Origin of the sequence: Curvibacter sp. CHRR-16 (assembly GCF_018474005.1) — a bacterium.
Classification (GTDB): Bacteria; Pseudomonadota; Gammaproteobacteria; order Burkholderiales; family Burkholderiaceae_C; genus Allorhodoferax.
Window position 1 is genome coordinate 1 of record NZ_JAHCSH010000004.1, and the last position, 25,061, is coordinate 25,061.

General features: G+C 57.5%; 24 protein-coding genes. 6 read left to right on the forward strand and 18 right to left on the reverse strand.

Annotation, left to right across the window (positions count from 1 at the left end; translation table 11 throughout):
* Nucleotides 1-277: 277 nt before the first annotated feature.
* From KIK84_RS09715 to KIK84_RS09730, 4 genes are read left to right on the forward strand one after another with little or no spacing between them, the layout of a single operon-like run.
* Nucleotides 278-559: a DnaJ domain-containing protein gene (locus KIK84_RS09715; RefSeq protein ID WP_214122899.1), complete on the forward strand. Its 282-nt coding sequence runs from the start codon at nt 278-280 to the stop codon at nt 557-559.
* An 8-nt stretch (nt 560-567) separates the two neighbouring features.
* Nucleotides 568-1,131, forward strand: coding sequence for a hypothetical protein (locus tag KIK84_RS09720; protein ID WP_214122900.1), 564 nt, complete (start codon nt 568-570; stop codon nt 1,129-1,131).
* Between the two features lie 12 nt (nt 1,132-1,143).
* Nucleotides 1,144-1,914: a hypothetical protein gene (locus KIK84_RS09725; RefSeq protein WP_214122901.1), complete on the forward strand. Its 771-nt coding sequence runs from the start codon at nt 1,144-1,146 to the stop codon at nt 1,912-1,914.
* A 26-nt stretch (nt 1,915-1,940) separates the two neighbouring features.
* Nucleotides 1,941-3,170, forward strand: a complete 1,230-nt coding sequence (locus KIK84_RS09730) for a hypothetical protein (protein ID WP_214122902.1) — start codon at nt 1,941-1,943, stop codon at nt 3,168-3,170.
* 7 nt (nt 3,171-3,177) lie between these two features.
* Here the strand turns inward: KIK84_RS09730 and KIK84_RS09735 are convergent, their stop codons facing one another.
* From KIK84_RS09735 to KIK84_RS09785, 11 genes are all read right to left on the reverse strand, one after another.
* Nucleotides 3,178-3,537 carry an L-rhamnose mutarotase gene (locus KIK84_RS09735; protein ID WP_214122903.1) on the reverse strand — a complete coding sequence of 120 codons (360 nt, stop codon included), beginning with the start codon at nt 3,535-3,537 and terminating at the stop codon, nt 3,178-3,180.
* On the reverse strand, nt 3,534-5,099 hold the full coding sequence (locus KIK84_RS09740) for a methyl-accepting chemotaxis protein (RefSeq protein WP_214122904.1): 1,566 nt from the start codon (nt 5,097-5,099) through the stop codon (nt 3,534-3,536). The genes KIK84_RS09735 and KIK84_RS09740 overlap by 4 nt, the downstream gene beginning before the upstream one ends.
* Nucleotides 5,100-5,147: 48 nt before the next feature.
* Nucleotides 5,148-5,927, reverse strand: coding sequence for an L-fucose dehydrogenase (locus KIK84_RS09745; protein WP_214122905.1), 780 nt, complete (start codon nt 5,925-5,927; stop codon nt 5,148-5,150).
* A gap of 33 nt (nt 5,928-5,960) precedes the next feature.
* Complete coding sequence (locus KIK84_RS09750) at nt 5,961-6,860, reverse strand: L-fucono-1,5-lactonase (protein ID WP_214122906.1); 900 nt, start codon at nt 6,858-6,860, stop codon at nt 5,961-5,963.
* Nucleotides 6,861-6,890: 30 nt separating this feature from the next.
* The gene (locus tag KIK84_RS09755) at nt 6,891-8,165 is read right to left on the reverse strand and encodes an L-fuconate dehydratase (protein ID WP_214122907.1); all 1,275 of its coding nucleotides are present in this window, start codon (nt 8,163-8,165) and stop codon (nt 6,891-6,893) included.
* Nucleotides 8,166-8,183: 18 nt separating this feature from the next.
* Complete coding sequence (locus KIK84_RS09760) at nt 8,184-9,038, reverse strand: fumarylacetoacetate hydrolase family protein (protein WP_214122908.1); 855 nt, start codon at nt 9,036-9,038, stop codon at nt 8,184-8,186.
* 68 nt (nt 9,039-9,106) lie between these two features.
* Complete coding sequence (locus KIK84_RS09765; protein WP_214122909.1) at nt 9,107-10,048, reverse strand: ABC transporter substrate-binding protein; 942 nt, start codon at nt 10,046-10,048, stop codon at nt 9,107-9,109.
* A gap of 83 nt (nt 10,049-10,131) precedes the next feature.
* Nucleotides 10,132-11,136 (reverse strand): ABC transporter permease, encoded by a 1,005-nt coding sequence (locus KIK84_RS09770; RefSeq protein WP_214122910.1) that lies wholly within the window; start codon nt 11,134-11,136, stop codon nt 10,132-10,134.
* Nucleotides 11,137-11,154: 18 nt separating this feature from the next.
* Nucleotides 11,155-12,657 (reverse strand): sugar ABC transporter ATP-binding protein, encoded by a 1,503-nt coding sequence (locus tag KIK84_RS09775; RefSeq protein ID WP_214122911.1) that lies wholly within the window; start codon nt 12,655-12,657, stop codon nt 11,155-11,157.
* A gap of 12 nt (nt 12,658-12,669) precedes the next feature.
* Nucleotides 12,670-13,428 carry an SDR family oxidoreductase gene (locus KIK84_RS09780; protein WP_214122912.1) on the reverse strand — a complete coding sequence of 253 codons (759 nt, stop codon included), beginning with the start codon at nt 13,426-13,428 and terminating at the stop codon, nt 12,670-12,672.
* Between the two features lie 132 nt (nt 13,429-13,560).
* The gene (locus tag KIK84_RS09785; RefSeq protein WP_214122913.1) at nt 13,561-14,349 is read right to left on the reverse strand and encodes an acetyltransferase domain-containing protein; all 789 of its coding nucleotides are present in this window, start codon (nt 14,347-14,349) and stop codon (nt 13,561-13,563) included.
* 44 nt (nt 14,350-14,393) lie between these two features.
* On the opposite strand from KIK84_RS09785, the gene KIK84_RS09790 reads away from it, so the two are divergent.
* Both KIK84_RS09790 and KIK84_RS09795 read left to right on the forward strand, forming a co-directional pair.
* Entirely contained in the window at nt 14,394-16,418 is a 2,025-nt protein-coding gene (locus KIK84_RS09790) for a peptidase U32 family protein (RefSeq protein WP_214122914.1), read from the forward strand.
* Nucleotides 16,419-16,625: 207 nt separating this feature from the next.
* The gene (locus tag KIK84_RS09795; protein ID WP_214122915.1) at nt 16,626-18,218 is read left to right on the forward strand and encodes a methyl-accepting chemotaxis protein; all 1,593 of its coding nucleotides are present in this window, start codon (nt 16,626-16,628) and stop codon (nt 18,216-18,218) included.
* A 4-nt stretch (nt 18,219-18,222) separates the two neighbouring features.
* Here KIK84_RS09795 and KIK84_RS09800 read toward each other — a convergent pair whose 3' ends face one another.
* From KIK84_RS09800 to guaA, 7 genes are all read right to left on the reverse strand, one after another.
* On the reverse strand, nt 18,223-18,591 hold the full coding sequence (locus tag KIK84_RS09800) for a response regulator (RefSeq protein WP_214122916.1): 369 nt from the start codon (nt 18,589-18,591) through the stop codon (nt 18,223-18,225).
* A gap of 29 nt (nt 18,592-18,620) precedes the next feature.
* Entirely contained in the window at nt 18,621-19,616 is a 996-nt protein-coding gene (locus KIK84_RS09805) for a chemotaxis protein CheX (protein WP_214122917.1), read from the reverse strand.
* A gap of 113 nt (nt 19,617-19,729) precedes the next feature.
* On the reverse strand, nt 19,730-20,368 hold the full coding sequence (locus KIK84_RS09810) for an NAD(P)H-dependent oxidoreductase (protein ID WP_214122918.1): 639 nt from the start codon (nt 20,366-20,368) through the stop codon (nt 19,730-19,732).
* A gap of 77 nt (nt 20,369-20,445) precedes the next feature.
* Nucleotides 20,446-21,378, reverse strand: a complete 933-nt coding sequence (locus KIK84_RS09815) for an adenylate/guanylate cyclase domain-containing protein (RefSeq protein WP_214122919.1) — start codon at nt 21,376-21,378, stop codon at nt 20,446-20,448.
* Complete coding sequence (locus KIK84_RS09820) at nt 21,378-22,304, reverse strand: LD-carboxypeptidase (RefSeq protein ID WP_214122920.1); 927 nt, start codon at nt 22,302-22,304, stop codon at nt 21,378-21,380. The genes KIK84_RS09815 and KIK84_RS09820 overlap by 1 nt, the downstream gene beginning before the upstream one ends.
* Before the next feature lie 10 nt (nt 22,305-22,314).
* Nucleotides 22,315-23,466: a tRNA adenosine(34) deaminase TadA gene (tadA, locus tag KIK84_RS09825; RefSeq protein ID WP_214122921.1), complete on the reverse strand. Its 1,152-nt coding sequence runs from the start codon at nt 23,464-23,466 to the stop codon at nt 22,315-22,317.
* Nucleotides 23,423-25,039 (reverse strand): glutamine-hydrolyzing GMP synthase, encoded by a 1,617-nt coding sequence (gene guaA / locus KIK84_RS09830; RefSeq protein ID WP_214122922.1) that lies wholly within the window; start codon nt 25,037-25,039, stop codon nt 23,423-23,425. Before guaA ends, tadA begins: the two co-directional genes overlap by 44 nt.
* Nucleotides 25,040-25,061: the final 22 nt, after the last annotated feature.

Below are 25,061 nucleotides of genomic sequence, written 5' to 3' on the forward strand. Positions count from 1 at the left end.
CAATAGGCAACGACACAGATCACGCAGTGATAGGCAAGGGGAAGAAGGAATCAGGTTTCGTGGTCAATCGCTGCGCGATTCACCACGATGGGATTCTGTTTGACAAAGGTGGGGAAGCCCTTGTAGTAATGTATGTCGCAAATTCTGCAAATTAATCTGGTCGCTGCGTATTAATCTGTTCATGAAACTCCCCCAAGAATGGCTTGAACGTTTGTTCGCAAGCATACCCGCACCCGCCACCCTTTAAAATCACGCCCCTTCCCCCATTTATCGCCGCATGAAAGACCACTACGCAGCCCTGGGGCTTAGCAGTGCTGCCACGTTGGCAGACATCAAAAAAGCCTACCGCCAACGGGCGGCCCTGTACCACCCTGACCGCAACCCCGCCCCCGAGGCGGCGGCGCTGTTTCGTGCGGTGCAGGACGCGTACGACGTGCTCAGCGACGACACCAAACGCAAGGCCTACGACGACAACCGCCGCCGTGGCCTGCTGGACGACCCGGCCACAGCGGCTGCCGAGATTTGGCAGGCCTACATGCAGCGCATTTTGAAAGACTAGAACCCGCCATGATTTCCCCTTTCTTCCACCACCTGTTCAAGGCCTACCAAGCCGAGCTGGACGACCTGGCCACCGACTCCGAGGGCAACAACATCCTGAACAAGCGCCTGGCCCAGCGCCGCAAGGAAACGCAGTTCCTGCTCAACATGCTGGAGCTGAGCCCCGAGATGGTGGCTGTGGTGTTTTACGACGCCTTTCGCTTTAGCAACCCGCGCGCACTGCAAGACCTGCTGGGCCGCGACAGCGAAGACCTGCCGGACTGGGACGATGTGCACGTAAACGTGGAACTGGCCGCTTGGGCCGAGCCGCTGGTGAACAGCGTGCTGGGGCAGGACAAGGGCGCGTGGTTCATGAGTGTGGCCGTGGCGCTGGAGTTCATGCGCACCAAGCTGCACCAGTACGACAAGGCAGGCAGCGGCCGTGCTGCTGCTGGCGACGACGAAGACCACGATGGCGAGGACAGCGACCATGGTGACGACGAGTACCTGGACGAAGACGAGCGCGAAGCCCGCGAGCAAGAAGCCGCTGGCAACGCATGGCTGACCGAACAAGGTTTTGACAGCAAAGACTAAGGAACCCCCTTCATGGCAAGCAACCAACTGGCTGTTATTGAAAAAACCCAAGCGCTGATTGCCGCAGGCGACATCGTGGGTGCGGAGTCGGTGCTGACCGAGCTGGCCGACACCGAAGGCGACAACGCCCTGATGGTGGTGCTAGAACAGCTGCCCGCCAAGGACGTGCTGGCCGTGATCCGCGAGTACGACAACTCCAAGTCCTCCATCATCAACATGATGGTGACGCCCGAGCAGTTTGCCCGCGCGGTGGTCATCGAGAAGCAGTACAAAGACCTGTCGCACACGCACCTGCGCGGCATGATGAACTCGGTCATCTTCCGCGACGACGCCGACCCGGTGGAGTTCATGACCGCCATTGGCGACCTGGAAGGCGGCAGCAGCGCGCTGGCCGACTACTTTGCCGAGAAGTGGAAGCGTGTGGAAGCCTTTGCCCGCACCGGCACGTTTGACACGGTGGAAGAAGACGGCGACGAGCTGGACGAAGACGAGCTGCGCGAGAGCGCCTACGCCCGCCCCAAGCTGGACGAGGACGAGGTGGCCGACCAAGACTGGATGCAGCTGGCCTACATACTGCGCTACGAACTGCCGGACTTGTTCATCGAGATGCTGCTGGTGCTGCGCGCCAAAGCCCGCGCCTACGAGATGGGCGAAGAGGAATACGTGGTCAGCGGCGAAGAGAGTACCGATGAGCCGGACGACGGCCGCATAGAAACCAAGGAAATCGACTTTGGCCGCATCACCCCCGCTGCGCGGGACGATGACGAAGAGTCAGCTATTTAAAACGCTAGCCAAGCCTGCACGCCCCTATGAGCACCATTGCGGTATTTGACGCCCGCCCTTTCTTTGACAAAGCCGTGGCCTACGGCGTGCAGCACGGGCTGCTGAACGCCGACAAGCTGCAGCAAATGCAGACCGAGGGTGCCAAGGGCATGGTGCAGATAGCGCGCTACTTTGGCACCGAGTACCTGCGCCCCGAGCTGGAGCAAGCTTGCCAGCGCATGGTGCAGTTCATCAGCCTGCACCTGCTGCACGCCACGCAGGGCGAGCTGCTCCAAGCCGCCGAGCTGCTGCGCGACAACAGCCTGCTGTCGCGCTCCAAAGCCGGGGTGGACTTGCTCAAAACCATGCTGGGTCTGCCGCAAAGCACGCACTTTGGGCTGCAGGAGAAAAGCGGCTTTCGCGACGAGCACATACCGCTCTTGGCCAAGTGGTCGCTCAAGCCCGGCAACGAGCTGTACCCCGAGTTCCAAGTGGAGTACGAACGCCGCCAGCAAGTGGCCGCGCTGGTACAGGCTGCGCAGTGGTTTGCCAGCCAGCTGGACATGGACGCGGACGAGCTGCTGGAGTGCGACCGCGATGCCGAGGCCATCATCCGCACCGGTTTGCTGGCGCTGGCCTGCAAATGCAAAAAGATGCCAGCCTGGGCCATGTGGGACAAGATAGTGAACGCTTTTCGTAGCAAGTACAGCAGCGAGCCCGGCAGCATGGTGGTGCCCTTGCCTGCTGACTTGCCCCCTGCCCTGCACGCCACGGTGGAGCAGGTGCGCGAGAGCGTATATACCGACGCAGCACGCCTGCTCAACCCCAAGGTGAGCGTGAGCAAGCTCTTTAGCGGCAGCCTGCAACTGGCCAGCCGCTACTACTGGCGCGGTGACCTGCAGGCCGATGTGCAGGAAGCGGAAAAAGCCCTGTCCAAAACCTGGGCCAAAGCCACGGGTGGGCATACGGACGAGGCGTCGCTGCTCACACTTTTCATCAACATGGCTGCGGGCTACAAAGCCGCCGCAGGCAAAACCATGCTGACCGAAAAAGCCGCCGCCACGCTGGTGCGCAAACTGCGCAAAACCGGGCTGGACGATGCGGTGGTGACCGAGTTCATCCGCACCTGCGCCCCCGACGAACACCGCGACGACTACCTGGCGCTGTGGCAGAGCTTTTTGGACGAAAGCCGCCGCACCCTGCTCAGCGACATGGACTACCAGCTCTACGACGCGCTGGCGGTGCTGCGCCGCGAGTGCAACGTGCAGGCGGATTGACCAGAACCTACTGCTCTGCCAAGTTGAATATGCGCTGCATGGGCACCCACTTCTGGCCAGCGGGTGTCCACGGCGTGGGGGCTTGGTAAGTCCACATCAGCGCCTCCCAGCGCACGATGTCGGGGTTGGTCTCTGCCGCCTGCGCCATGCGCTGTGCGTCGTAGCGGGCGGGGTCGACTTCCATCACCATAAAAAGGCGCGTGCCCAAGCGGTAAATCTCCATGCCTGTTACGCCCTGCTCGCGCAGGTGGTCGCGCACCGTGGGCCAAATGCGTTCGTGGGCTTTTTCGTACTCGGCAATCTTGGTGGGGTCGTCCACCAAGTCCAGCGCCAAGGCGTAGCGTTGGCTTAGCAGATGGTTTGTCATACGCCATGTCCTAGTTTGAATCTGGCTACCACCGTCACCAGTTCATCGGCTTGCATGCGCAAGCTATTAGCGGCTGCAGCCATTTGCTCTACCAGTGCCGCGTTCTGCTGGGTGGTTTCTTCCATCTTTTCTATCGAATGCCCTGCCACATCAATGCGTTCGGTTTGTTGGGCGCTGGCCGTGCTGATCTTCGCTACAAACGAGCTCAACTCGGCAATGGCTTGCACCACCTGCGTCATGGTGGCACCTGCAGTGTCCACCAATTGATTGCCGTCTTGCACGTTGTGCACGCTGTCATCGATCAAGGTTTTAATCTCTTTGGCCGCCTGTGCGCTACGGCTGGCCAAGCTACGCACCTCAGAGGCCACAACAGCAAAGCCACGACCATTTTCACCCGCACGCGCAGCCTCTACGGCAGCATTCAAAGCCAAGATGTTGGTCTGAAAAGCAATACCGTCGATCACCCCAATGATGTCGGCTATGCGCTTGCTCGACTCATCAATGGTCTTCATCTTGTCGATGACAGAGTTGACGATGGCCCCACCCTCTTGTGCCACATGCGATGCCTTGCTGGCCAACTGCGTCACATGCTGGGCTGTTTGCAGGTTTTCGCGGGTAGAGCGGGTAAGGCTTTGCATGAAAGTCGATGTCTGCTGCAGCGAAGTAGCCTGCTGCTCGGTGCGTTGACTCAAATCATTATTGCCTTGCGCGATTTCCGCGCTGGTATTGGCCACGGCCTCTGCACCCAAGCGTACCGACTGCACCACGGCGATCAACTTGTCCTGCATGCTTTTCATTTCGCCTAGCAGACTGCCCTCACTGGCTTTTCGCAAATCGATGCGCTTACTCAAATCGCCATCGCCTATGGTCTTGGTGATGTGAACGACCTCTCTGGGTTCACTACCCAACTGGTTAAACAGCAGCCGGTAACTGAAGCGCGCAATCAGCGCGCCCCCCACCACACTGACAAGTACCAATGCCATGGACACCTTGGTGATGAAATTGCCCAAGGATTGGGACTCATTAAAAAGGCCTTCGTTTTCCTTGGTAATCGCCAACACAACCCCCTGTATAGCAGCGCTCCAGGTGGTGAAGGGTTTTTCCAAAGCTTGGCGCAAACGCATGGCTTCAGAGTCTTTGGACTGCTCTATGGCGGCGTAATATTTGTCGAGCAAGTCGATAGAGGCATTGCCCGCCGTCAACACGGTATCAGTAGCACTGGCAATTGCACTCGATTGGGCGCTTGAAGCGCGCAACTGCTCCAACGCAGCCCGGTAGTTTTGCAACTGCTGGCTGTAGTTTTTTTTCTCGCGCACCTTCTCTTCATCGCTATTGGCCAGCAAAGCCTCTTTAGAGGACAGGGCGATGTTCCAGACCGCCACATTCATCTCGCGCGCCAAACGCTCTTTGGCGTTGTTGTCCACGATGATGCCTTCAAACTTTTGCTGTATTTGGCTAATAGCCACAGAGTTCACAATCCCCGTCAATGCAGACAACGCGATGAGTGAAACAAAACAAAGGAAAAGAACCTTAGAAAACGCAAGATTTTTCAGCTGGTTCATAACGGCTCCTTGAGTGTTGATACAACCACACCGTGCACCCAATGCACATCAGGTCAATGCCCTATCCAAATGCGTGTAGCCCCCATCCACAAACAACCACTGCCCGGTGGTGTGCGAAGCCAATTCCGACAGGGTGAACACCACCGTGTTGGCAATCTCTTGCGGCGTGGTCATGCGCTGACCCAGCGGTATGCGGGCGGTGATGGAAGCCAGCTTTTGCTCAGGATGGGGGAAGGTGTTGATCCAGCGCTCGTACAGCGGGGTCATGACCTCGGCGGGGATGACGGCGTTGACGCGCACGCCATCGGCTAAGAGCGAAGCGGCCCATTCGCGGGTAAGGGAGAGCTGCCCGCCTTTGGCCGCTGTGTAGCCGCTGGTGTTGCCCTGCCCTGTTAAGGCGGTTTTGGAGCCGATGTTCACAATCGCCCCCTTGGACTGGCGCAAATAAGGCACGCAGTAGTGCGCCATGGTGTAGTAGTGCACTAGGTTGCGCTGCAGCGAAGTGACAAATGCATCAGGCCCCGCATCGAGTCCCACGCCATCGTTCACACCCGCGTTGTTCACCAAGCCGTACAAATGCCCAAACCGTTCCACAGCATGCGCCACGGCCCGGGCGCAGGCGTTGCTGTCCCCCAAGTCGAGCTGAAAGAAGGCATAACCAGCCTTGGCTTGGTCAATCAGCGCAGCTTCAAACTCGGGCAGCAATGGATCTTTGCCCAACACCACGGGTATGGCCCCCTCGCGGGCCAGAGTCAGGCTGATGGCAGCGCCTATGCCGCTGCCTCCACCGGTCACTATGACGGCTTTGCCTTGCAAATGCAGATCCATAAAGCAGCAAGTCCTTTGGGCTGATTGTCGGTATTAAGGGGAAGGGGAAACTAGCTGGCTGGACGCAGGTAGGCTGAGCTGGTAGCAGCGCTGCGCATTGCCACTCCAAAAATCGGCCTGCTCGGCTAGGCTTAGGCGCGACAAGGCCCATGCATGCGCCATGTCGTGTACCTGTTCGTACGGAGCGGCCAGTTGGCACACGGGCCAATCGGAACCAAACATGATGCGCTGCGGGCCAAAGGCCTCTAGCACCACGTCCATGCACATCTGGATGTGGGCTTTGTCCTGAGCCTGCAGCGCCGGTTGCTGAGCCCACGCGGTTTCGGTCACCAAGCCAGAAATCTTGCACATGAGGTGGGGGAGCTGTGCCAGCTCGCGGATGCCTTGCGTCCATTCGGCCATGGTGCTCGTGCCCCACTGTTGCAAGCGCGGCTTGGCCGCGTGGTCTAGTACCAGCCAGTGCTGGTCATGCTGGCGGCAGAACGCTTGCACCAGCGGCAGGTGCTGCTGGTAAATGAGCACGTCGTACACCAAGCGGTTTTTCTGCAGCAGGGCCACGCCCTGTTGGTGGCCTTTGTTCGCCAGCCAGGCCGCTACATCGGGTTCGTCCTGCAAGATGTGGCGCAGGCCTTTGAAGGCGCTCTGCTGCTGCCAGCGCTCCACATCGGTTGCGAGCTGGGGCGATGCCAAATCAGCCCAGCCCACCACACCCACTATGTGCGGATGCTGCGCCGCAAGACTGAGCAGAAAGTCCGTTTCTGCCACGCTGATACGCGCTTGCACCGCCACCACCGCCTGCACCCCGGCAAGCTGCAAGAGGGGGGCAATGTCATGGGGCAAACAATCCCGCTTCAAGGCAGGCATGCTGTCCCCAATCCAGCCATAGTCTTGCGCGCTGTAGTGCCAGTAGTGCTGGTGGGTGTCTATCTTCATAGCAGCATGCGGCCAGTGGCGAAGCTGGGCTTAGCCTTTGTACTGGTACTGCACCAGCGAGGCGGCCTTCATCTCGATCGAGAAACCGGGCAACTGCGGCGGCATGTAAGCCGCGTTCTGGATGACGCAGGGGTCCAAAAAATGCTCGTGCAAATGGTCTACGTACTCGATTACGCGGCCTTCGCGGGTGCCCGAAATGCACAGGTAGTCGATCATGGACAGGTGCTGCACATACTCACACAGGCCCACGCCGCCTGCGTGCGGGCACACGGGCAACTGGTACTTGGCCGCCATGAGCATGACGGCCAAAATTTCGTTCACACCGCCCAAGCGGCACGAGTCGATTTGCACCACATCGATAGCGCCGCGCATGATGAGCTGCTTGAAGATGACGCGGTTCTGGCACATCTCGCCCGTAGCCACCTTCACCGGGGCTACACCTTCGCGTATTTGGCGATGGCCCTCGATATCGTCAGGGCTGGTGGGCTCCTCGATAAACCACGGCTTGGCAAAAGCCAACTCGCGCACCCACTCAATGGCTTGTGGCACTTCCCACACTTGGTTGGCGTCGATCATGAGGTGGCGGTTGGGCCCAAGCACCTCGCGGGCAATGCGCAGGCGGCGAATGTCGTCCGCCTTATCGCGCCCTACCTTGAGTTTGATGTGGTTAAAACCCGCATCCACCGCTTCTTGGGCCAAGCGGCGCAGCTTGTCGTCGTCGTAGCCTAGCCAGCCAGCCGAGGTGGTATAGCAGGGGTAGCCCTCGCGCTCCAGCGTGGCGATGCGCTCGGCCTTGCCCACGGCTTGCTGGCGGAAAAAGGCCAGCGCCTCCTCGGGCGTGATGCAGTCGGTGATGTAGCGAAAGTCGATCAGCTGGACCAACTCCTCGGGGCTCATGCGCGCCACCAGCTTCCAAACGGGCACGCCTTCGAGCTTGGCCCACAAGTCCCACACCGCGTTGACCACCGCGCCCGTGGCCAGGTGGATGGCGCCTTTGTCCGGGCCAATCCAGCGCAGCTGGCTGTCTGAGGTGATGTAGCGCCAAAACCGCCCCATGTCTTCGGCCACCCAGTCCATGTCCAGCCCCACCACCAAGTGGCGCATGGCTTTTATGGCTGCGCAGCAAATCTCGTTGCCACGGCCTATCGTGAAGGTCAGTCCATGGCCTTCGTGCGGGCTGTCGGTCTTGAGGATGACATACGCCGCCGAGTAGTCGGGATCGGGGTTCATGGCGTCCGATCCGTCCAGATGCTGCGAGGTGGGAAAGCGCACGTCCACGACGCGCATGTCGGTGATTTTGGTCATAGCGGGATGGGTCGTGGGTTAAGCCTGTTTGGTGCGTTGGGTCTGGCTACCCAAGCCTTCAATGCCCAAGTGCATGGTTTGGCCAGCACGCAGGTAGACCGGGGGTTTCTGGCCCATGCCCACGCCGGGTGGGGTGCCGGTGGAGATCACGTCGCCACTTTGCAAACTCATAAAGCGGCTCAGGTAGCTGATGAGGAAAGCCACTTGGTACACCATGGTGGCGGTGCTGCCGTCTTGGTAGCGCTTGCCATCCACTTCCAGCCACATCTTCAGGGCTTGGGGGTTGGGCACTTCGTCGGCCGTCACCAGCCAAGGGCCAATGGGGCCAAAGGTGTCGCAGCCCTTGCCCTTGTCCCAGGTGCCGCTGCGCTCCAGTTGGTATTCGCGCTCGGACACGTCGTTGACCACGCAATAACCGGCCACGTGCGAGAGCGCATCGGCCTCGCTGATGTAGCGGCCAGGCTTGCCAATGACCACGCCCAGCTCCACTTCCCAGTCGGTCTTTTGCGAGCCACGGGGGATTTCCACCGCATCGTCAGGCCCCACCACCGCGCTGGTCCATTTGTTGAACACCACGGGCTCTGGCGGCACTTGCATGCCGCTTTCTGCCGCGTGATCGGAATAGTTCAGGCCGATGCAGATGAACTTGCCAATCTGCCCCACACAAGGCCCCAAGCGCAGGTCTTGCTGCGCAGTGCCCTGCACCACCGGCAAGGAATGGATGTCTACGCCCCGCAAACGTTGGAGCGACTCGGGCAGCAGGGCTGCACCAGCCACATCGGCAATATGAGCCGACAAATCGCGCACCCGACCTTGGGCATCCAACACGCCGGGTTTTTCTTGACCAGGCAATCCGTAGCGCAGTAGTTTCACAGTTCTTCCTTTTCGTGGTTCAAACAATGGCAAGGGATGCCCATGCATCCACTTGCCGATTTAGCAGATCAGTCGTACAAAACGGCTGCGACCTTGGGGTCCTTGATATTGGTTTTGTCGTAGTAGTAAAAGCCGGTATCGATGATCTTGGGCAACTTCTCACCCTTGATGGCTTTGACCGCCGCTTCCACGGTCTTGTAGCCAATACCGACGGGGTTTTGGGTGATAGCGCCTGCGATGGTGCCATCCATGATCATGTCTTTCTGGGCCTTGCCGGAGTCAAAACCAATGATCACGATGGACTTCTTGGCCTCCTTGATACCCTTGCCAGCGCCGATGGCAGAACCTTCGTTGGTGCCGAAGATGCCTTTGAGTTTGGGGTGGGCTTGCAGCAAAGTCTTGGCAATTTCTGCCGACTTGAGGTGGTCGCCGTTGCCGTACTGGATGTCCACCACCTGGATCTTGGGGTACTTGGCCTTGATCTGGTTGACAAAGCCATCGCGGCGATCCACGCCCGTGCGGCTGGTTTGGTCGTGGCCAATCACCGCCACTTCGCCTTCGCCACCAATCTTCTCGGCCATCTTGTCAGCAGCCAGTGCGGCAGCGGCTTTGCTGTCGGTTTGTGCCGTGGTGACGATGATGTCGCTGTCCACGCCCGAGTCAAAACCGATTACCGGAATTTTGGCCGCTTGGGCCTTTTTCAGCAGCGGAATAGCCGCCTTGCTATCGAGCGCGGCAAAACCAATGGCCTGGGGCTTTTTGGCCAGTGCGGCAGAGAGCATGTCGATTTGCTTGTCCACTTGCTGCTCGGTCTCGGGGCCTTCAAAAGTGACCTTGACCTTCAAGTCCTTGGCGGCTTGGTCAGCGCCTTGTTTGACCGCTTGCCAGAACTGGTGCTGGAAGCCTTTGGAAATGAGGGGGATGTAAATCTCTTGCGCGCCTGCCATGCTGGTAAAACCAGCCAAAGCCAAGCCTGCTGTCAATGCCAATAACTGTCGTTTTGCGTTCATGGTTTGTCTCCTGTTAAATGGGTTTGTGAACTCAACTGACCGAAAAAACTGCAAAGAGGCGTAGTTGCTGATCAACCACCTCCTTAGGACTTGCTGCGGCGCAAAATATCGGTATAGACCGCCAAAATGATGATCAGGCCGGTCAACACCATTTGCCACTCCTGCGCTACCGACATGATGCGCAGACCATTGATGAGAACGCTCATGATGAAGGCGCCGATGATGGTTCCCAAAATCGTGCCCACACCACCGCTAAGCGATGTGCCGCCGATCACTACAGCAGCGATGGCATCGAGCTCGTAGCCCTGGCCCAAAGCGGGCTGGGCCGAGTTCAGGCGCGAGGCAATGAGCAGCCCCGCCACGCCGCAGATAGCGCCGCTGAAGGTGTAGACGATGACCTTCCAGCGGTTCACGTTCACGCCAGACAAACGCACCGCCTCTTCGTTGCTGCCCAAGGCGAAGGTATAGCGGCCCAGCGCGGTTTTGTTCAGGACGATGGCGCACAGCACCGCCACCAAAAACATGATGAGCACCCCGTTGGGAATGGGCAGCGAGGGAAAGATGTCGCCAATGACCGAGCCCAAGGAAATTTGGTCAAACCCCTCCACATCGTTGAAGTAGATAGGCCGTGTCTTGGTGATGATGAGGGAAGCCCCTTTGAGCAACATCATCATGCCCAGCGTGGCAATGAACGGCGGCACGCGCAAGCGGGTAATGGCCCAGCCGGAGAACGCCCCACACAAGGCCCCCACCAAGATAGTGAAGGCTATGCCGACGTACATGTTGAAGCCCCACTCCACCATGAACATGCCGCCCATGACGGCGCAAAACGTCATGAGCACTCCCACCGACAGGTCGATGCCGGAGGTGATGATGACAAAGGTACACGCTATGGCCAGCACCGCAATGACGGTGGTGGACTGCAAGATGGCGATGATGTTCTCTTGCGTCATGAACGCATCGGGCTTGAGCACCGTGAACACCACCAGCAGCGCCAGCAAGCTGGCAAAGGCCAGCAGTTTTTGCTTGGCTTGGCCGGCCAACAGGCGGCTCAATGCGCCAGAAGAAGCAGGTTTTTCTTGTGTCATGAAAGGTGTCACCTCGTTTTATGTCTGTACTTCGCGGCGGGTGGCCAAGGCCATCAGGTTTTCTTGGGTGGCTTGGTCACCACGCACTTCGCCAGTGATGCGGCCTTCGCACATCACCAAAATGCGGTGGCTTAGCAGCAGCACTTCGGGCAATTCGCTGGAAATCACCACAATGGCCCGGCCTTGGGCAGCCAAGTCGTTGAGCAGCTTGTAAATCTCGGTCTTGGCACCAATGTCTATGCCGCGTGTGGGCTCATCAAAAATCAGCACATCGCAGTCCTGCACCAGCCATTTAGCGATCACTACTTTTTGCTGGTTGCCCCCCGACAGCAGCTTGGAGAGCTGGTAAACCGAGGGGGTCTTGATGCGCAGCTTCTCCACCATCTGCTGGGCAATGTCGGTAATGGCGGTTTGGTGGATAAACACCCCCGCGCGCAGCCAACGCGACAAGCTGGGCAGCGTGATGTTGCTCTGCACATCCATGCCGGTGGCCAGGCCAAAGTGCTTGCGGTCTTCGGACAAGTAGCCCACCCCGGCGCGCACCGCATCTTGTGGCTGGCGCAAGCGCAGGCGCTGGCCTTTCACGTACACATCGCCCGTGTCGATGGGGTCGGCCCCAAAAATGGCACGCGCCACCTCGGTGCGGCCAGCCCCCATGAGGCCGGCAAAGCCCACGATCTCGCCACGGCGAACCTGAAAGCTCACGTCGCGGATAGTGCGTCCGCGGGTGATGCCGCGCACGTCCAGCACCACTTCGTTGCCACGGGTGTCGGGTATGGCTTTGCTGCTGGTTTCCAGCTTGCGCCCCACCATCATGGCAATCACCTGCTCCATGGGGGTGTGGGCGGGTACGGTGTCGATGTAGGTGCCATCGCGCATGACCGTGATGCGGTCAGCGATGCGCTGTATCTCGTCCATCTTGTGCGAGATATAGACCACGCCCACGCCTTCGGCCTTGAGCTGGCGGATGATGCGAAACAGCTCCTCAATTTCAGCGTTGTTCAGCGCGGCAGTGGGCTCGTCCATGATGAGCACACGGGAGTGAAAACTCAGCGCCTTGGCAATTTCCACCATTTGCTGCTTGGCCACCGTCAGTTCGCCCACCAAAGTGGTGGGGGCCAACTGCAAACGCAACTGGGCCAGTATCTGGCTGGCTTGCTCGTTCAGGCGTGCTTCATCCAAGAACAAGCCCCCAAAGCGGCTTGGCTCACGGCCAATGAAGATGTTTTGCGCCACCGTCAGGTGCTGCATCAGGTGCAACTCTTGGTGGATGATGCCAATACCCAGCTGCTGCGCGTGCGAGGGATTTTGGATATCCACCTCTTTGCCATCGACCAGTACTTGCCCATCGTCTTTGCGGTACACCCCGGCCAGCACTTTCATCAGGGTGGATTTGCCCGCCCCGTTCTCGCCCATCAGGGCATGCACTTCGCCAGACTGCAGGTCAAACTGCACTTTGTCCAGCGCCTTCACCCCGGGGAAGACTTTGACGAGGTTTTTGACCGAGATGAGCGTAGCCACAGCGTGTTCTCGTTAAATGGTCACACCACCATCGACCAGCAATGCTTGGCCGGTGACAAAGCGCGACTCGTCACTGGCCAAATACACCACCATGGGGGCAATGTCCTCCACGGTGGCCAAGCGACCCATGGGCTGGCGGGCAATAAAGTCTTTTTCTGCCTGAACCGGGTCTGCCGCACTGGCAATGCGCCCGCGCAGCGAGGGGGTGTCCACCGTACCGGGACACAGGGCATTGGCGCGCAGGCCTTGCTTCACGTAATCGGCTGCCAGCGATTTGGTCAGCCCAATGACCGCAGCTTTGCTTGCACCGTAGGCGCAGCGGTTGGCAAAACCTTTGATGCTCGATGCCATGGACGCCATGTTGATGATGGACACACTGCCTTGCGTGCGCTCGGCCTTGGCCAGCATGCTAGGCAGGAAGGCCTGCGTCATGCGGTACATGCTTTTCACATTCAGGTCAAAGCTCAAGTCCCAATCTGCTTCAGAACATTCCAACAACGTCCCATTAGCCACCATGCCTGCGCAGTTGAACAGCGCATCGACATCCCCCACCGTGTGGGCCAAGGCTTGCACCGCGTCGGTGTCGCGCACGTCCAGCACATGGGTTTGGATGCGCGCACTGTCTTGCTGCAATGTCTGCAGCAGCACTTGGTTGATATCTGTCGCAATGACTTGCGCGCCCTGTGCAGCACATGCCAGCGCACTGGCGCGGCCTATGCCTTGAGCAGCGGCGGTAATCAGTATGGTTTTGCCAGCGAGTCGTTGCGTCATGATTTATTTACAAATGAACAATTAATTCAAATATGGAAATCAATCATAAGCACCGACCATGCAAGAGCATAGATAGGACTTACCCTATGGCAAAGAAAATGGCCGCAGAGCTTACTGGCATTGCTCAAGAAGCTATAAAAAAGATAGCAAAGCCAAGCCACCCAGCATTACGGGTTGGTGCAGCAGGTAGTAGCTCAGGCTATGGCGACCCAGCCATACCAAGCCTTTGGCGGGCACGCTGCCCGGCTGCCACTGGGTGAGGCGTGCGACCACGCCAGAGCCCCCTTGCGCGGGCAGTTGCAGCCACCAGCGCATGGCGGCCATGCCCAGCAGCAGTACACCCAGCCAAGGCAGCAAAGGCACGTAGTCCTCGGTAATGGGTTTGTGGCTGATGATGCCCAGCCAGTTGAGCCAGCGTGCATCGAGCAGCGGGTAGCAAGCCGCCAGCACGGTGTGGGCGTGCTCCGTTTGGCTCCACGCAAACAGCAGCAGCAAGGCCAAGCCCAGCGCCGCATAGACAGGCACACGCTGCAGCCGCCACAGACGCACCAGCAAGAGCATGACTGCCATGCCATGCAGCACGCCAAAGTAGATAAAGCTGTGCGGAAACATGAGGATGCTGCCCACCGTCACCAGCACCGCTGCGGTCACGATCTGCCCCCAGCGGCGCCAAAATGCCCCCCAGCCTTGGCCACTGTGCATAGCCAGCACTTGACCCGCGCCAGCACAGAGCAAGAACAGGCTCAAGATGCATACGCGTTGCCACAGCCACAGCGGGTCTTGGTAAAAGTTTTGCTGCGTGTAGCCAGTGTTGGCCAAATCGAAAGAGAAGTGAAACACCGTCATCCACACCATGGCCAGACCGCGCAGGGCGTCTAGCCACGCAGTACGCGGGCTTATGGGAAGGCTGCTTGCATGCATGGTTACCAAGTGTAAAGGGGGTGCAGGCTGGGATAATCGGTGGCATGGCCCTCCCACTCCACCACCTCGAACTGCTCTCCCCCGCCCGCGATGCGGACATTGGCATCCAAGCCATCAACCACGGGGCCGATGCGGTCTACATCGGCGGCCCCGGCTTTGGGGCGCGCACCAGTGCCAGCAACAGCGTGGCCGACATCGCCCGCTTGGTGCAGCACGCGCACCGCTACCACGCGCGCATTTTTGCCACCATGAACACCATCTTGCGCGATGACGAGTTGGAGCAAGCCCGCCAGCAAGCGTGGCAACTGTACGAGGCCGGGGTGGATGGGCTGATCATCCAAGACATGGGTTTGCTGGAAATAGACATGCCGCCCATTGAGCTGCACGCCAGCACGCAGTGCGACATCCGCACGCCCGAGAAAGCCCGCTTTTTGCAAGACGTGGGCTTGAGCCAAATCGTGCTGGCACGCGAACTGACGGTGCCACAAATCGCCGCCATTCGGGCCGCCACCGACCCCGAGCGCAGCACACTGGAATTTTTCATCCACGGTGCACTGTGCGTGGCCTACAGCGGGCAGTGCTACATCAGCGCGGCGCACACAGGCCGCAGCGCCAACCGCGGCGAGTGCAACCAAGCCTGCCGCCTGCCCTACCAAGTGGTGGACAGTGCGGGCCGCTTTGTGGCGCACGACAAGCATGTGCTGTCCATGAAGGACAACAACCAAAGCGAGAACCTGGGCGCGCTGGTGGATGCGGGCATACGCAGCTTCAAGATCGAAGGCCGCTACAAGGATATGGGCTATGTGAAAAACATCACCGCCCACTACCGCCAGCTGCTCGATCGCCTGATGGAAGACCGTGCCGCAGGCATAGCCCCCGGCCACGAACACAGCGCGCTGCGCGCCAGCAGCAGTGGCAAGACCACCTTCTTCTTCCAGCCCGACCCCAACCAAAACTTCAACCGCGAGTTCACCGACTATTTTGTGAACGGTCGCCAGGAGACCATTGGCGCTTTTGACAGCCCCAAAAACCCTGGCCGCCCCATAGGTTGGGTGACCCGCGTGCTGGCCGACAGCGTGGAGCTGGAGCTCGACGAACCCACCGCCAGCCTGGCCAACGGCGACGGCCTGTGCTACTACGACTTGCAGCAAGAGCTGACCGGGATGGCGATTAACACCGCGCAAGCCATCAACGCGGCCAAAGGCCTGTGGCGCGTGGTGCCCAAAGACCCGATCAGCGGCCTCAAAGACCTGCGCAAAGGCACGCGCATCAACCGCAACCGTGACAGCCAGTGGCTGCGCGCGCTGGAAAAAACCAGCAGCGAGCGCCGCATTGGCGTGTGGCTGCACTTGAGTCCCAGCGCCGATGGCTTGGCCCTGACCATGACCGACGAGGATGGCTTTAGCACCACGGTGAGCGAAGCCATGGACTTGCAAACCGCCAAAGACCCTGCTCTGGCCACCGAACAAACGCGGGAGCACTTGAGCAAACTAGGTGCTACCATTTTTATAGCAGACCAAGCAGATGTGACGGGGGTTGCAGGCCTGTTTATACCAGCCTCCAAACTCAACAGCCTGCGCCGCGCCGCCACCGAGGCGCTAGAAGCCGAGCGCCTGAACGGTCTGCAGCGCCTGCCCCGCGCCCAAGCGATAGAACCACCTGTGCCCTACCCCGAAGACAGCCTGAGCTACTTGGCCAACGTGTTCAACCAAGCGGCGCACCGCTTCTACGAGCGCCATGGCGTGCAGGTGATTGCCCCGGCCTACGAGGCGATTGAAGAGATGGGCGAAGTGAGCCTGATGATCACCAAACACTGTGTGCGCTTTTCGCTCAGCCTGTGCCCCAAGCAGGCCAAGGGCGTGGTGGGCGTGCAAGGCCAGGTGAAGGCCGAGCCGCTGCAGCTCATCAACGGCAAAGAAAAACTGACCCTGCGCTTTGACTGCAAACCCTGCGAGATGCATGTGGTGGGCAAGATGAAGCCTGCCATCGCCCGCCAAAGCCGCGCTGAATTGCTGGCCGCCGCCCAAGCGGTGCCTGTGACCTTCCATAAATCTGTCAGAAGAAGCTGACACGCCCCAAACATGCAGCTGCACTGCACAAAGTTCTTTATGGCCCACATCTTGCTGTAAAAACCATTGACTCAGTGGTACAAAATTTTTCTCATCTAAGTTACCAAGAAAAACCCACAACACACATCTTTTCACCAAAATTTGGCAATCAACTGCATATAAATTTTATTAAAAGATGAAAAATCAATATCAAATAAGGGACCACAAATGCGCAAACTAACACTCAGAAAACAGTTTTTTTTGGTTTTCTTTACCATTATTTTTATTGGATTGATTAGTGCCTTCTCTTCCCTTCGCGCCTTATCACAAATAAAAAGTGATATGGATGAAATTGTGACCAAGAATGAAAAAATAACTGAAATCGCCAACAAAATATCGAGCGAATTGCGAATCGGCATCGAAACCACGTTAACAACCATGGTAGTGAGTGATCCTACCCAAGCGAAAGCTGCTGCAGATAGAGGTTTAGCAGCGAGAGATAGATTTTTCTCCTTAGTGGATCAACTAATAAAACTAACAAAAGATAATCCAAAAGCATCTGAATTGGTGGGGAAATTTCTTCAAACCGCGCAAACACGTGGCGATCCAGATTTCAAAAAATTTATTCAGCTATGGCAAGAAGGAAAAAAGGAAGAAGCTGGGACATGGCTTGCCGAGCGAACAACCGTATCACTGACCGCTGTACAAGATACGATACAGCAAGTGCTTGCATACTATGAAAAGCACACACAGGAGATGGTGGCAGCATCAAAAGAGCAACATAGTAAAGCTCAAGCCATCGCGATTACTTGCTTTGCTGTGTCAACCCTATTCAGCTTCGCAATGGCATTTTTTATCAATAACCGGCTCTACCAATCTTTGGGAGCCGAACCAAGCGAATTAGACACTTACGCGCAACGTGTGGCATTGGGCGATTTAACTCCCAATGAATTAAAGAGCAATATTGCCAGCAGATCCGTTTATGCATCTCTTATAAAGATGCAAAAAAACATTGCAAACATTGTTGTTAATATTCAAAAAAGCAGTGAAAACGTTGCCAATAGCTCATCAGAAATTGCCTTAGGCAACAGTGACCTTAGTGCCAGAACTGAAACTCAAGCGGGTAATTTGCAGCACACCGCTACCTCTATGGAGAAAATTGCATCGGCCATTCGCACTAATGCGGATGGAGCAAAAAATGCAACGCATCTTGCGCAAGCCACAGCACAAGCCGCTCACCAAGGTGGAGAGTTAGTTGAGAACGTGGTAATTACCATGCAAGAGATTTCCAAATCTTCGCAGAGCATCTCTGAAATTATTGGCGTGATTGATGGAATTGCCTTCCAGACCAATATCTTGGCACTCAATGCCGCCGTGGAAGCAGCACGCGCAGGGGAAGATGGTCGTGGTTTTGCAGTGGTTGCGGGTGAAGTTCGCTCCTTGGCACAGCGGTCAGCAGAAGCGGCTAAACAGATTAAAACATTAATCAACGCTAGCGTTCAGAGCGTCAACTCCGGTGTTGAGCGCGCCAACAATGCTGGCTTGGCCATGCACAACATCGTGAAGCAGGTTCAGCAAGTCAATGACCTGATCATGGAGATGTCCAGTGCGATTTCGCAGCAAACAGACGAAGTTGAGCAAGTGGGCAATGCCATCAAATACCTTGACCAAGTCACCCAGCAAAATGCGGCGTTAGTCGAAGAAAGTGCTGCAGCTGCAGAGAGCTTGAAGCAACAAGCTGTTCACTTGGCAGAAGCTGTCAGCATTTTCAAACTCCCTAGTGCATCTAGCTCTACGGCATTGGCTCTTAACGGGCACTAGAAAACTACAAGCCGCAGAACTTGCGAAATGGCCCCAGCACGGCTTCCCCACGAAAGGGTTTCACAATCCAACCGGTGACGCCAATGCTGCGGCCCCGGTCACGCATAACGGGGTTGTCCTCGGTGGTCAACATGACGATATGCACGGACTTGTTGCCCTGTTCGTTGCGGATTTTTTCCGCCATGGTCAGGCCATCCATATTGGGCATGTTGACGTCGGTGAGTACCAGTTTGATGCTGGGGTCTTTGCTCAGTTGCTCTAGGCCGTGGCGGCCATCGGTGGCCTGCACCACGTCAAAGCCGTTTTGACTCAGGAAGTTGCTCACGATCTCACGCATCGTGCTCGAATCGTCTATCACTAGAACGTGCGCCATAGGGTGTAATGCTCCAGCAGTTACTCAACTCAGAAAAGGTCTAGCTCACCCGTTGCCACGGTGCTGGCCGATGATGCGGCAGAGTAAACCGAAAATGCCTCGGGAGACCACAGCAAATTGAAAATAAAACGCTGCACGATGACCAAGGGCACCAGCTCAGGGCGAGCCGGATCGGTCAACTGGTAGCGAATGCACAACTGCGGGTCGGGTGAGCCAAACGAGATGTATTTGTGCGCGTGGTTGATGACGATGGGCACTTGCGTTTGCTGGTTGGCAAAGGCCTCGGGCGGTATGTAGCGGTTCTTGAAGGCACCCCATATCAGGTTGGTGGTCTCACCCAGCATGTTGTTGAGTTCGCGAAAGTTCAGATCGCCGCCCATGCCCTCAAAGCTAAAGCCCTGCACCATGCCTTGGCGCAGCGCGCTTTCTTCGGTTTGCAACATCATGAAGCCACGGCACCACGTACTTTCGATGGGGATGATGGTCGATACCTCGCCGTGGATGATGCGGTCATGCACCACGTACGGCGCTTCAGCGTCTACATGGGCATTGGGAAACATGGAGCGCATGGCTTGGCAAGTCAAATCGATAATGCCCTGCACCAACTCGGCGGGGTAACGCAGGCTAAAAATGGCCCGATCCACACTGGCGCGCAGTTGCTCTAGCTCACCCACTTTCCATGCAAAGCGGATGGCTTGTGCTTGGGCTACGGATAAAGGTTTGTCGGCCGTGCGGCGCAAAAAAATTGGCAGTTCAGGCCGTTGCCGATGAATGGCTAGCGCCAGCACCAAACCGTCATCAGCACCACATGGCAAATCCTCTGCCAACAAGACTCCAGCCAAATCCTTGTGCTCTTCCAACGCTCTGAGCGCATCGTGGCTGGTGCGCAGCAAAGGCAACAGCCCCACTTCATGGCAAAAACTACTCAGTTGCCGACACTGCGTGGGATCGTGCTCCAGCAGCAAAACCTTGGCCTCTAGCTGCGTGGTCTCCGTCATGGGATCCGGGGTTATTGGCTCGGTCATAAATCTCCCAAATGGTGTGTATAAGCCTATCGTAACGCCCGCTACCCCAAATGAAAATGCCCCTAGCGCACAGCGCCAGAGGCATTGCATTTGAGGGTTACTGTGCCCTTGATTTATTTGACTTCACTCACCAGCTCAGTCAGTGGCCTGCGCACTTTTTTCAGGTTGACAAGCCAGTCTCCTTCAGCAGCGCGGTAGCCCAATGGGACGATCAATACGCTGCGCAGACCACGTTCGCGCAAGCCCAATATTTTGTCCAGCGCATCGGGGTCAAAGCCTTCCATGGGAGTGGCGTCTACTTGCTCTTCAGCCGCCGCTACCAGAACCGTACCTAAGGCAATATAGGCTTGGCGGGCAGCATGCTCAAAATTGACCTGTGCATCGCGCACGGTGTAGGTTTTGAGCAGCATTTGGCGATAGTTTTCCCAGCCTTCGCTGGTAAAGCCACGTTCTTGATTGACCAAATCAAACGCCTTGTTGATGCGTTCGGCAGTGTAGTTGTCCCATGCTGCAAACACCAGCAGGTGTGAACCTTCGACGATTTGGGCTTGGTTCCAAGCGATGGGGACGATTTGCTCACGCACTGCTTTGTTACTGACCACGATGACTTCGTAGGGCTGCAGGCCGCTGGAGCTGGCCGTCAGGCGAGCCGCTTCCAAAATGCGCTCCAACTTGTCTGCGGGCACGCTTTTGGTGGAATCCATCTTTTTGGCGGCATAGCGCCATTGCAGTTTCGACAACAAATCCGACATGGTTACCTTTGTATGGTTAGGCCAACCCTCCACAGGGCTGCACCGAAGGGCTCGACTGTAACGGAGGACGGATACCCTCAGCGCCACTGGGGCATGCGCACTTCGAATACAAGGCGGGGGGCATCAGCGTCAGAAAAGCTGGCACCCAGGCAAATTTCGCCCTTGCCATGCAGCACGCATTCGTTGCGTCGCAGCAAGATGTCTGGTCCAGATGCACTGGTAAAGCGCACCCAGCTGCCATAGCTGCTGGCGTCAATAAACACCACGCTGCCATTGCGCCACTCCAACCGAGCGTGGGTGCGAGAAACACGCGGGTCGCTCACGACAAAATCCATGGTTTTTATGCGGCCGATGTGCGCTGGCAAATCAAACGCGCGAAACACCCGCTTGTCTTCACCGCAAGCCAACTGCAACTCACAGCCCAGCACATCAATGTGCCCCATTTGCGAGTCCACAGGCAAGGAAGCCTGCATGGTCACAAAATCGGTGGATTCTTCGTCTCGCCATTCAATCTGGTGTACAGCACATGGCTCTACACGGCCTCGTATGGAGATGGGGCCCAACATGCGAAAGCTCACACCAGGCAACTCTTTGAGCCCGGCAACCACACTGGCACTAGCCCAAATTTGATTGGGCCCCGCCAGGTCGCACAGACGAGAGGCCACATTCACAGCATCGCCAAAACAATCGCTGTCGACAATTTCCACCGAGCCACTGGCTATGCCTATGCGTATGGGCAAGTGATTGGCAGAAGGCTGCTGGGTAATGGTTTTGACATGCTGGCGCTGCAAGTCCACCACTGCAGTAAGCGCGGCTTGGCGTTGGCGAAACATCAGCATGACGCCATCACCCAAGGTTTTGATGAGCAAGCCCCCGTGTTGCTCGGATACGCGCACGATCCAAGCGGTGAGCTGCGTCACGGCCTCTGTGGCGCGGGCGTTGCCCAGCTTTTCAAATACCGCAGTACTGCCGTGCAAATCGGTGAATACGATGGTGGCGTCCAGTGCCATCAGTGCCCCCACAACATCATGGCGTCGCGTTCCTCCACAACCAATTCGACCATCTTGCCCACTGGCAGCATGACCTTGGTGGGCACATGACCATAGGGCAGGCCTTGCAATACGGGACAAGATACTTGCTCACGCAGCCATTGCACCACAGTGGCCAGTTTGAAGCCTTTGTCATGTGACGTGAGTTTGTACTCGGTAAATTGCCCCAGCAATATGGCGCGCTGGCGCTGCAAGACACCGGCATGCAGCAGTTGGGTCAACATGCGTTCTATGCGGTAGGGATGCTCGCCCACATCTTCCAAAAACAAAATGCCGCCATCCATTTGCTGCACAGGCAGGTAGTGTGAGCCCAGCAAGCTGCTCAGTACACACAAATTTCCTCCCCATAGAGGAGCGTCATGGATAGCTAGTGGCCCTAGTTGTTGCAGCCACGCCTTGTCACTAGCAGGCATGCGCCAACCGGTGCCTTCGCCATAGCCCTGGGCGAGATCATCAAAACAGTCCAGCATGATGTCATCGGGCTCTTGGGCACCAAAGCCTTCGCACAAGGCCGGGCCTGCCCATGTGGTGGTTCCTGTGCGGGCAAGCACCGCCATTTGGAAAGCAGTGAAATCACTGATGCCCACCCACTGCATGCCTTTTTGGGCGGATTGGGCAATGGCCTCATAAGGCAACTGCGGCAGCAAGCGTGTCAGTCCATAACCACCGCGGGTTATCAAGGCTACATCGGCACCGCTGCTGCATGCGCGCTCGATGGCTTGCAGACGCTGCGCATCATCACCAGCAAAGCGAGTATGCCGTGCCAAGGCGGCTTGGTCTACTTCCACCTCATATCCACGCTGCTGCAAACACCGTATGCCGCGGCGAAAAGCCGCTTTGTCGCGCACAGCACCAGACGGAGAATAAATATAGATTCGCTTGCTCACCAGATCATTATCAACCCGAAATCCAAGCCTTCAGCGTCTGGGCTAGCAGCAAAGGCTGCGCAGGCAGGGTCTTGAAACCATCGCTTACAAAGTGGCTGTCCTCGGTAACCTGCTGCTGCAATCGTGCAGCGGCTTGGACAATGGCTTGGTACCCCTTGTCTACAAATGGCAACGCTTGCTGCGCAGCAGTGGGAATGGCCAATCCCTGGGGCAGTACAAAAAACGGGCCTGACTCAGATAGCCTAGCCACCAACCCTGCCGCTGCGGGGTGACATACCAGCGCGATCGACTGCAACGATGGGGAGGCCAAACGCCATTTGTGCAGCAGGGCTTGGATGGTGTGGACATGCAGATCCACTGTGTGGACACGCGCTTTCTTGGGTTTATCACTCAAACCACAACCGGGCAAATCCAGCGTCAAAGCGCGCATACCTTGCTGCGCCAATGCCTGCATCACAGAAGCAAAACCAACACTCCAGCTTGCGAATTCGTGCACGAAGAACACCGCGCATGGACTATCAAGCGGCCCAGTGTCTACTGCGTGGATGCGCAAACCAGGCATAACCGGACACACATCACTGTGGAACTGCTCGCCCCAGCCTGCGGGCAAGTCTTTATCAACCAGCGGGGTGCGCAAACAGTCTTCTCGCAAGGGAGTAGCGATTGCCTTTTGGACGGTGCGCCGCTGGCGGAAAAAATCCTGCAACAGCGCTTGGCATTCAGCGGCCAGCACACCACTGCTGTGGGGTAGCACATGGGTATTACAGGCATCATCTAGCAGATGGTGCACAGACTCTACAGCGCCTGTTTTGGGCTCGGCTGTGGCATAGACCAAACGCCCTACGCGTGCATTCAACAAAGCACCTGCGCACATGGCACACGGTTCTAGCGTGACATACAGCGTGGTGTTTTCTAACCGGTAATTGCCCATTGTTTGGGCAGCTTGGCGCAGCACCAGCACTTCTGCATGGGCCGTGGGGTCGTGCAGACCAATCACGGCATTACCGGCCTGCGCCAGCACATGGCCAGCCTCATCCACCAGCACAGCGCCTACAGGAACTTCTCCCCGCTGTTGCGCCAACTGGGCTTGGCGCAAGGCCAAGCCCATGTAGTGGGCATCATTCCCACTCGATGGTGGCTGGTGGTTTGCTGGAGACGTCATAGGTCACGCGGTTGATGCCACGCACCTCGTTGATGATGCGCCCACTGACCTTCTTGAGCAGCGCATACGGCAGCTCGGCCCAGTCTGCAGTCATGAAGTCGCTGGTTTGCACAGCGCGCAAGGCCACCACATAGTCGTAGGTGCGGCCATCGCCCATCACGCCCACACTCTTGACGGGCAAGAACACGGTAAACGCTTGGCTGGTCAAGTCATACCAACTCTTGCCTGTTTCCGCATCGATGTGGTTACGCAGTTCTTCGATAAAGATAGCATCCGCACGGCGCAGCAGGTCAGCGTACTCACGCTTGACTTCGCCCAAGATGCGCACGCCCAAGCCGGGGCCAGGGAATGGATGGCGGTACACCATCTCGCGCGGCAAACCGAGTGCAACGCCCAGTTCACGCACTTCGTCCTTGAACAGTTCGCGCAGTGGTTCCAAGAGTTTGAGACCCAGTTGCTCAGGCAAACCACCCACGTTGTGGTGGCTCTTGATGGTGACAGCTTTCTTGCTCTTGGCACCACCGGACTCAATCACGTCAGGATAAATAGTGCCTTGGGCTAGGAAGGTTGCACCTTTATGCCCTTGACCGCTGGCTTTGAGCTTAGCGGCATCTTCCTTGAAGACATCCACAAACAAACGGCCAATGATCTTGCGCTTTTGCTCAGGATCAGTCACTCCAGCCAATTCGCCCAAGAACAAGTCGCTGGCATCCACACGCACGACCTTAGCGTGCAGCTTGCCTTCGAACATGTCCATGACCATATCGCCTTCGTTCAGGCGCAACAGGCCGTGATCCACAAACACACAAGTCAGCTTGTCACCAATCGCGCGGTGTATCAGCGCTGCGGCCACCGAGGAATCCACGCCACCAGACAAGCCAAGGATGACCTCTTCGTCGCCTACTTGGGCGCGTATACGCTCAACCGCCTCAGCGATGTAGTCGCCCATGATCCAGTCTTGGCGAGCTTGGCACACGCCCAGCACAAAACGCTCCAGCAAAGCCTTACCTTGCACGGTATGGGTCACTTCGGGGTGGAACTGCACTGCGTAGAACTGACGCGCTTCATCGGCCATACCGGCGATGGGGCAGCTGGGGGTAGAGGCCATGAGCTTGAATCCCGGAGGCAGCACAGTCACTTTGTCACCGTGGCTCATCCAGACCTTGAGCATGCCGTGGCCTTCAGAAGTCACAAAGTCTTGGATGCCATCGAGCAGCTTGGTGTGGCCGTGGGCACGCACTTCTGCATAGCCGAATTCGCGGGTATGCCCCCCCTCCACACGGCCACCAAGCTGCTGGGCCATGGTTTGCATGCCGTAGCAAATACCCAGTACAGGCACGCCCAGTTCAAACACGGCTTGGGGCGCTTTGTCGGTGGTTTCTTCGTACACGCTGGCGTGGCTACCCGACAGGATGACGCCCTTGAGTGTGCCATCTGCTGCGTATTGACGAACCCATTCGTCGCTCACATCGCAAGGGTGCACTTCGCAAAACACATGCGCTTCGCGCACGCGGCGGGCGATCAGTTGGGTGACTTGGGAACCGAAATCGAGGATCAGAATTTTCTGGTGCATAGCAGTAAGGTCTGGCCAAAAT

Coding starts and splice junctions, on each gene's coding strand:
- KIK84_RS09750 (WP_214122906.1), bottom strand. CDS start 6,860: ATGAAGATAGACACCCACCAGCACTACTGGCACTACAGCGCGCAAGAC.
- KIK84_RS09790 (WP_214122914.1), top strand. CDS start 14,394: ATGGCCCTCCCACTCCACCACCTCGAACTGCTCTCCCCCGCCCGCGAT.
- KIK84_RS09745 (WP_214122905.1), bottom strand. CDS start 5,927: ATGGATCTGCATTTGCAAGGCAAAGCCGTCATAGTGACCGGTGGAGGC.
- KIK84_RS09795 (WP_214122915.1), top strand. CDS start 16,626: ATGCGCAAACTAACACTCAGAAAACAGTTTTTTTTGGTTTTCTTTACC.
- tadA (WP_214122921.1), bottom strand. CDS start 23,466: ATGACGTCTCCAGCAAACCACCAGCCACCATCGAGTGGGAATGATGCC.
- KIK84_RS09785 (WP_214122913.1), bottom strand. CDS start 14,349: ATGCATGCAAGCAGCCTTCCCATAAGCCCGCGTACTGCGTGGCTAGAC.
- guaA (WP_214122922.1), bottom strand. CDS start 25,039: ATGCACCAGAAAATTCTGATCCTCGATTTCGGTTCCCAAGTCACCCAA.
- KIK84_RS09740 (WP_214122904.1), bottom strand. CDS start 5,099: ATGAACCAGCTGAAAAATCTTGCGTTTTCTAAGGTTCTTTTCCTTTGT.
- KIK84_RS09770 (WP_214122910.1), bottom strand. CDS start 11,136: ATGACACAAGAAAAACCTGCTTCTTCTGGCGCATTGAGCCGCCTGTTG.
- KIK84_RS09725 (WP_214122901.1), top strand. CDS start 1,144: ATGGCAAGCAACCAACTGGCTGTTATTGAAAAAACCCAAGCGCTGATT.
- KIK84_RS09805 (WP_214122917.1), bottom strand. CDS start 19,616: ATGACCGAGCCAATAACCCCGGATCCCATGACGGAGACCACGCAGCTA.
- KIK84_RS09810 (WP_214122918.1), bottom strand. CDS start 20,368: ATGTCGGATTTGTTGTCGAAACTGCAATGGCGCTATGCCGCCAAAAAG.
- KIK84_RS09765 (WP_214122909.1), bottom strand. CDS start 10,048: ATGAACGCAAAACGACAGTTATTGGCATTGACAGCAGGCTTGGCTTTG.
- KIK84_RS09720 (WP_214122900.1), top strand. CDS start 568: ATGATTTCCCCTTTCTTCCACCACCTGTTCAAGGCCTACCAAGCCGAG.
- KIK84_RS09735 (WP_214122903.1), bottom strand. CDS start 3,537: ATGACAAACCATCTGCTAAGCCAACGCTACGCCTTGGCGCTGGACTTG.
- KIK84_RS09800 (WP_214122916.1), bottom strand. CDS start 18,591: ATGGCGCACGTTCTAGTGATAGACGATTCGAGCACGATGCGTGAGATC.
- KIK84_RS09755 (WP_214122907.1), bottom strand. CDS start 8,165: ATGACCAAAATCACCGACATGCGCGTCGTGGACGTGCGCTTTCCCACC.
- KIK84_RS09730 (WP_214122902.1), top strand. CDS start 1,941: ATGAGCACCATTGCGGTATTTGACGCCCGCCCTTTCTTTGACAAAGCC.
- KIK84_RS09715 (WP_214122899.1), top strand. CDS start 278: ATGAAAGACCACTACGCAGCCCTGGGGCTTAGCAGTGCTGCCACGTTG.
- KIK84_RS09780 (WP_214122912.1), bottom strand. CDS start 13,428: ATGACGCAACGACTCGCTGGCAAAACCATACTGATTACCGCCGCTGCT.
- KIK84_RS09815 (WP_214122919.1), bottom strand. CDS start 21,378: ATGGCACTGGACGCCACCATCGTATTCACCGATTTGCACGGCAGTACT.